The 5,668-nt window shown below is 73.0% G+C and carries 6 protein-coding genes; 2 read left to right on the top strand and 4 right to left on the bottom strand.

Annotated features, from left to right (window positions below; translation table 11 throughout):
* From IEZ03_RS38100 to IEZ03_RS22790, 4 genes are all read right to left on the bottom strand, one after another.
* Positions 1 to 595 (bottom strand): hypothetical protein (locus IEZ03_RS38100; RefSeq protein ID WP_229808499.1); only part of this gene is annotated, 595 nt, incomplete at its 3' end.
* The gene (locus IEZ03_RS22800; protein ID WP_184885704.1) at positions 573 to 929 is read right to left on the bottom strand and encodes a 4Fe-4S dicluster-binding protein; all 357 of its coding nucleotides are present in this window, start codon (positions 927 to 929) and stop codon (positions 573 to 575) included. The genes IEZ03_RS22800 and IEZ03_RS38100, both read right to left, overlap by 23 nt.
* Positions 930 to 974: 45 nt before the next feature.
* On the bottom strand, positions 975 to 2,471 hold the full coding sequence (locus IEZ03_RS22795; protein ID WP_184885706.1) for a glutamine synthetase family protein: 1,497 nt from the start codon (positions 2,469 to 2,471) through the stop codon (positions 975 to 977).
* Positions 2,468 to 3,886 (bottom strand): amidase, encoded by a 1,419-nt coding sequence (locus IEZ03_RS22790; protein WP_221480777.1) that lies wholly within the window; start codon positions 3,884 to 3,886, stop codon positions 2,468 to 2,470. Before IEZ03_RS22790 ends, IEZ03_RS22795 begins: the two co-directional genes overlap by 4 nt.
* Before the next feature lie 246 nt (positions 3,887 to 4,132).
* Here IEZ03_RS22790 and purB point away from each other — a divergent pair, with 246 nt between their 5' ends.
* Together purB and IEZ03_RS22780 are read left to right on the top strand one after the other, a co-directional pair.
* On the top strand, positions 4,133 to 5,425 hold the full coding sequence (gene purB, locus IEZ03_RS22785) for an adenylosuccinate lyase (protein WP_184885708.1): 1,293 nt from the start codon (positions 4,133 to 4,135) through the stop codon (positions 5,423 to 5,425).
* On the top strand, positions 5,403 to 5,668 hold a 266-nt coding region (locus IEZ03_RS22780), incomplete at its 3' end, for a GNAT family N-acetyltransferase (protein WP_229808498.1). The genes purB and IEZ03_RS22780, both read left to right, overlap by 23 nt.

Below are 5,668 nucleotides of genomic sequence, written 5' to 3'. Positions count from 1 at the left end.
GGCGGCCGCCCGGCCCCCCCCCCGCCAGCCACGCGCGGCAGTCGGCGGCCGAGCCGCGCAGCCGCTCGGTGGCGGCGGCGAGCTCGGCCCGGTAGCGCGCCAGGTCGCGGTCGGACCACGGCACGCGCAGCACACCGCCCACGAGGTCCTCCTCCCCGGCCAGCGGGGGCTCGGAGGGGACGCGCACGACGATCCGGCCGCTCGTGTTCAGCCCGATCTCGCCGAGGAACGCCGCAGGGGCGCCGGCCTCCGGGGCGGTGCCCCGGAGGCCGGGCGTACGCCAGGACCGGCCGAACAGGACCGTCAGCGCGCACTCCTCCGCCGCGGGCAGCGCCCGCAGCTGGATGTCCGCCGGGACGTGCCCGGCGAGCGTGAGCAGCGTGTCCATGGCCGACGACAGGTCCGGTTCGGCGGCCGCCCGCCGCCAGACCCGTTTCAGCAGCCCGGGGAACCCGGCGTCGTCCGGTACCGGGTAGTCGGGTTCGGGTGCGGTTCCCGCCCGCCGGCCGAGCCTGCTCGGCCGGCGGCTCTGCCGCGCTCTCGCCAGCGCGTCCTTGCGGGACAGCGTGCTGTCAGGCGTGGTGGGCAGGGTCATCGCTTCCCCCTCCGGCCGTCAGGCCGACGTGGTCCCAGAGCTGCTCCGGGGTGGGCGTCCATTCCTCGTCCACGTAGATGCAGTCGACGGGGCAGACCATCACGCAGACCGGGCAGCCGGAGCACAGCTCGGGGACGATGACGACGTCGAGCCCCCGGTCGAATATCGCCCCGAACTCGGGCGGGCAGTTGCGCCGGCACAGGTCGCACGTGATGCATTCCGAGGCCTCGATGCGGCGCGGGGCCTTCTTCCAGTTCTCGTCGCGGGACCGCTGCGCGATCCGCTCGGCGCGCCCGGCATCCGCCACGGCGGTCGTTTCCTTCGCCCACGGCATGTCGTGCTCTCACCTCGGCTTCCTGGTCGCGTGGCTGCGGGTTCGTCAGTAGGCACCGAAATATTCGCGGTGCTCCCATTCGGTCACTTCTCCGGTGGCGGGCCGTTCCGCCGCGCACCATTCCTCGAACCGCGACACCTCGCTTTCCTTGAGCATCGCCAGGCAGGTCTTGAGCGGCTTTCCGAGCAGGTTCTCCGCGGGGCCGCTCGCGCCGAACGCGTCCAGTGCCTCGCGGAGCGAACCCGGCAGCGCCGGATACGGGGTCCGGGCGGGCGGGGTTCCGGTGGTCAGCCCCTCCAGGCCCGCGTAGAGCTGGGCCGCGATGGACAGGTACGGGTTCGCGCACGACTCCCCGACGCGGTTCTCGACGTGCGTCGCGCTGCCGCCGCTGAGCACCCGCACCATCGCGGTGCGGTCCTCGAAGCGCCAGTCGACGGAGGTCGGGGAAAGCGAGAACTCCGGCGCCAGCCGCCGGTAGCCGTTCACGGTCGGGACGCTGGGCAGGCACAGTTCGCGGGCATGCGACAGCAGTCCGGCGACGTAGGACTCCCCCTCGGGCGACATCACGTCGAGCGCGTTGCCGTTGGCCGCGAACACGTTGCGGCCGGTCTTGGTGCTCGTGACGGACTGGTGCAGATGCCAGCCGCTGGAGTCGAAGCCGTCCAGGCGCGGCAGCGTCATGAAGGACGCGTGCATGCCGCGCCGCCTGCAGAACCGCTTGACCTGGGTGCGGAAGAGCAGCATCGCGTCCGCCGCGTCCAGGGCCAGCATCGGTCCGAAGGTGGTCTCCAGCTGGCCCGGGCCCGACTCGTGCTCCATCGAGCGGAGCGGGAGGCCGAGCGCGATGAGCATCGCGGCCAGCGGGTCCGCGACGTCCGCCACCGAGTCGTAGTGGCCGTCGAGGTTGAACTGGTAGCCGGGGTTCACGGCCTCCACCGCCGGGGCGGGCCCCTGCCGGCCGAAGCCGTTGCCCGCGTTGCCGGGCGGGCCGCCGGTCAGCCGGGTGAGGTACCACTCGACCTCCAGCCCGATGACCGGGGCCAGGTCGTGCTTGGCGTACTGGGCGCAGACGCGGCGCAGGACGTCGCGGGAGGCGAGCGGGTGCGGGGTGCCGTCGCGCAGGTACTCGTTCCCGAGCACCCAGGCGGTCTTCGGCTCGGTCCCGGGCAGCACCTGGAACGTGCGCGGATCCGGGACGAGCACGAAATCGCCCGCGCCGAGCAGTTCGCCCACCCCCACGCCGGTGTCGGCGAGGAAGTCGACGGCGACGGCGTGGCCGGTGTCGAAGATCAGCGGTCCGGCGCTGAAGTCCATGCCGTTGCGCAGCACGGCGCGGAAGACGTCCGCGGGCACGGTCTTCGACCGGGCCAGCCCGTGCGGGTCGCAGAACGCGATCCGGACCAGGTCGACCTCGCCCAGCTGCATCTCCACCTGCTCGGCCGCGGCGGCCTGGCGGTCGTCCCAGAGCCCGAACTCGGCCACGAACGCCGGGGACCCGACGCCGCCCTCCTCGCCGTGCAGGGACCATGGCCTGGAAATCATGATCGTTCCTCTTTCGTTTCCGGGGCGGGCGCCATCGCGAGGCCGAGTTCCGCCTCGACCACGGCGGCGACCGAGAGCACCAGGTCGTCGTCGCCGACCCGGCCCACGAGCTGGAGCCCGGCCGGGAGCCCGCCGGACGTGACGCCGGCGGGCATGGTCAGGGCGGGCTGCCCGGTGATGTTGAAGGGGTAGGTGGCGGGCGACCACGCCAGCCACCGCAGGCCGGCCGGGTCGCCGGCCCACGGCGGGGCGATCGCGTCGGCGGCGAACGGCTCTGTGGGGACGGTCGCCATGGCCAGGAGGTCGTAGTCGGCCATCACCGAGCCCAGCGTCGCCCGCAGCGCCATCCGCGCCTCCTCGGCCCGCATGATCGCCGTGCCGCTCAGGGAGCGCCCGTACCGGACGAGCGCGGCCCGGCCCTCGTCGCACCAGGGCTCGTCCTCCGGCGCGGTGCCGCTCGCCTCGGAGACCGCGAGGATGTCCACCAGGGCCGCGTACGGGTCGGGGAACGGGACCTCGATGCGGTCGACGCGATGCCCCAGCCCGGCCAGCACCGGCAGGGCGCCCTCGGTGACGCGGCGTATCCCGCAGGACGTCCCGGGGAACTCGATCCAGCCGATCCGCAGCGCACCGGGCGGTGTCGCGAGCATGGGCGGGCCGGTCACCGAGTCCGGGTCGCGGTGGTCGGGACCGGCCAGCACCGACGTGAGCTCGGCGGCGTCCGCCACGGTCCGCGCGAGCGGCCCGACGTGCGCCAGCCGGTCGGCGCAGGGCGGCACGTAGGGGATCCGGCCGAAGGACGGCTTGAACCCGACCACACCGCAGAACGCCGCGGGGATGCGGACCGAGCCCGCCCCGTCGGTGCCGACGGACGCGGTGCACAGCCCCGCCGACACCGCGGCGGCGGACCCGCCGCTGGAGCCGCCGGCCGACCTGCCGCGGTCCCAGGGGTTGCGGGCGGGGCCGGCGAGCCGGCTCACCGTGCTGGCGCTCCAGCCGCACTCCGACGTGGCGGTCTTGCCGACCACGATCGCCCCCGCCGCGCGGAGGCGGGCGACGGCGGGGGCGTCCGCGGCGGGGCGGGGGTTCGGCAGCAGCGACCCCCGCCTGGTCGGAAGGTCCAGGGTCTGGACGAGGTCCTTCACCGACACGGTGACGCCGAGCAGCGGCCGGTCGCGGAAGGCGGCCGCGCCGCGCTCCGCGACGAGCCGGTCGGCGGCCTCGGCCTCCCGCAGCGCGCCGTCGCCCGCAACCGCGACGAACGCACCGAGTTCCGGGTCCGTCTCGCGGATGGCGTCGAGCACGCTCCCGACGTGCTCGGCGACCGTGGCGCGGCCCCGCAGGAACAGCTCTCTCGTCTCGGGAATGCCGCGGCATATCCGCCGGTGATTTCTGGTGGCCGTTGAAACTGACACATGACCACTACATGGCACGGGCCGAAGCTCGTGCAAGTTGTGGACCGCCAGTACCGCCGCCCTGTGGAGCAAGCTCGGAGAAAAATTCGTTCAACCCCGGGTGCGGAGCGTTCAACTGCTGAAAATCAGCGGCTGAACAAAGGCGCCGGAGACAATCCGGGAGGACGCCGAAAGCCTGCTATACATCGATCCGCGGAAATTACTATCCTGCGGCTGCCGGTCACGGCCCGCGGAAGGACGACGGACATGATATCCCGCTATTCACTGCCCGAGATGGCGGAGATCTGGTCGGACCAGGCCCGCTACGCGACCTGGGTCAAGGTGGAACTGCTGGCGTCCCAGGCGCAGACGCTGCTCGGGCGGGTCCCGCCGGATGCGCTGGCGGACATCCGGAGCGCCCGGGTTCCGTCCGCCGAGCGCGTGGCGGAGATCGAGCGCGAGCGCGACCACGAGATCCTCTCTTTTCTCACGGCCTTCTGCGAGGAGATCCCCGACGACTCCGCCCGGTGGGTGCACCTCGGCATGACGAGCTACGACCTCGTGGACACGGCCCTGGGGTACAACCTCGCCCGCGCCTGCGACCTGCTGCTCGACGCGGTGGCACGGCTCCGCGGCGTGCTGGCGGAGAAGGCGGCCGAGCACTGGGACACGGTGTGCATCGGCCGCACCCACGGGATGCACGCCGAGCCCACGACGTTCGGCCACAAGCTCGCCGGGTTCGCCTTCGCGGTCGACCGGGCGATGCGGCGCCTGCGCGCCGCGCGGGACGAGGTCGCGGTGGGCACGATCTCGGGCTCCGTCGGGACCTACGCCCTGATCGACCCGTTCGTCGAGAAGTACGTGTGCGGGGAACTCGGCCTCGGCGTGGAGCCCGCGCCCAGCCAGGTCGTCGCCCGCGACCGGCACGCGCAGCTCGTGCAGGCGGCGGCGGTGCTCGGCGCCTGCATCGAGCAGATCGCCACCGAGGTGCGGCTGCTCTCGCGGACCGAGGTCCGCGAGGTGGAGGAGGGCCGGACGTCCGGCTACCAGGGGTCGAGCGCGATGCCGCACAAGCGCAACCCGACCGGCAGCGAGCGCCTGGTCGGGCTGGCCCGGCTGCTCCGCGGGCACGCGGGCACGATGCTGGAGAACGTCGCGCTCTGGCACGAGCGGGACCTGTCGCACTCGTCGGTGGAGCGGGTCGTCCTGCCGGACGCGATGATCGTCGCCCACTACCAGACGACCGCGGCCGCGGACCTCGTGGAGTCCCTCGAGGTCTTCCCGGAGCGGATGCGCGGCGCGATCGACGAGACCGGCGGCCTGGCGTACAGCTCGGCGGTGCTGGCCGGCCTGCTGGCGGACGGCACCGAGCGGGAGCACGCCTACCGGACCGTGCAGGCGGCCGCGAACGGCGCGACCGACTCCGGCGAGACGTTCGGCGCCCGGCTCGGCGCCCAGGGAATCGATGCCGGGCCGCTGGAGCCGGAGCGTTTCCTCGTCCACCACGACGTGATCCTCAAACGATTGGAAATCCTCCGTGACATGGGACATCAAGCGTGAGAACGGCACCGGGCTGGACCTTGACGAGGTCCTGGAGGTCTACCGGTCGTCCGGACTGGGCGAGCGCCGGCCGATCGCGGAGACCGGTCGCATGGCCGCGATGGTGCGGAACGCCAACCTCGTCGTCACCTGCCGTATCGACGGGGAACTCGCCGGCATCGCGCGGAGCATCTCCGACTTCTCCTACGTGACCTACCTGTCCGACATCGCGGTCCGCCGTGCGCACCAGCGATCCGGTATCGG

The organism is Actinomadura livida, assembly GCF_014648675.1.
Classification (GTDB): Bacteria; Actinomycetota; Actinomycetes; order Streptosporangiales; family Streptosporangiaceae; genus Spirillospora; species Spirillospora livida.
Note: the sequence above shows the minus strand (reverse complement) of the source record. Positions and strands in the feature narration are given on the sequence as shown.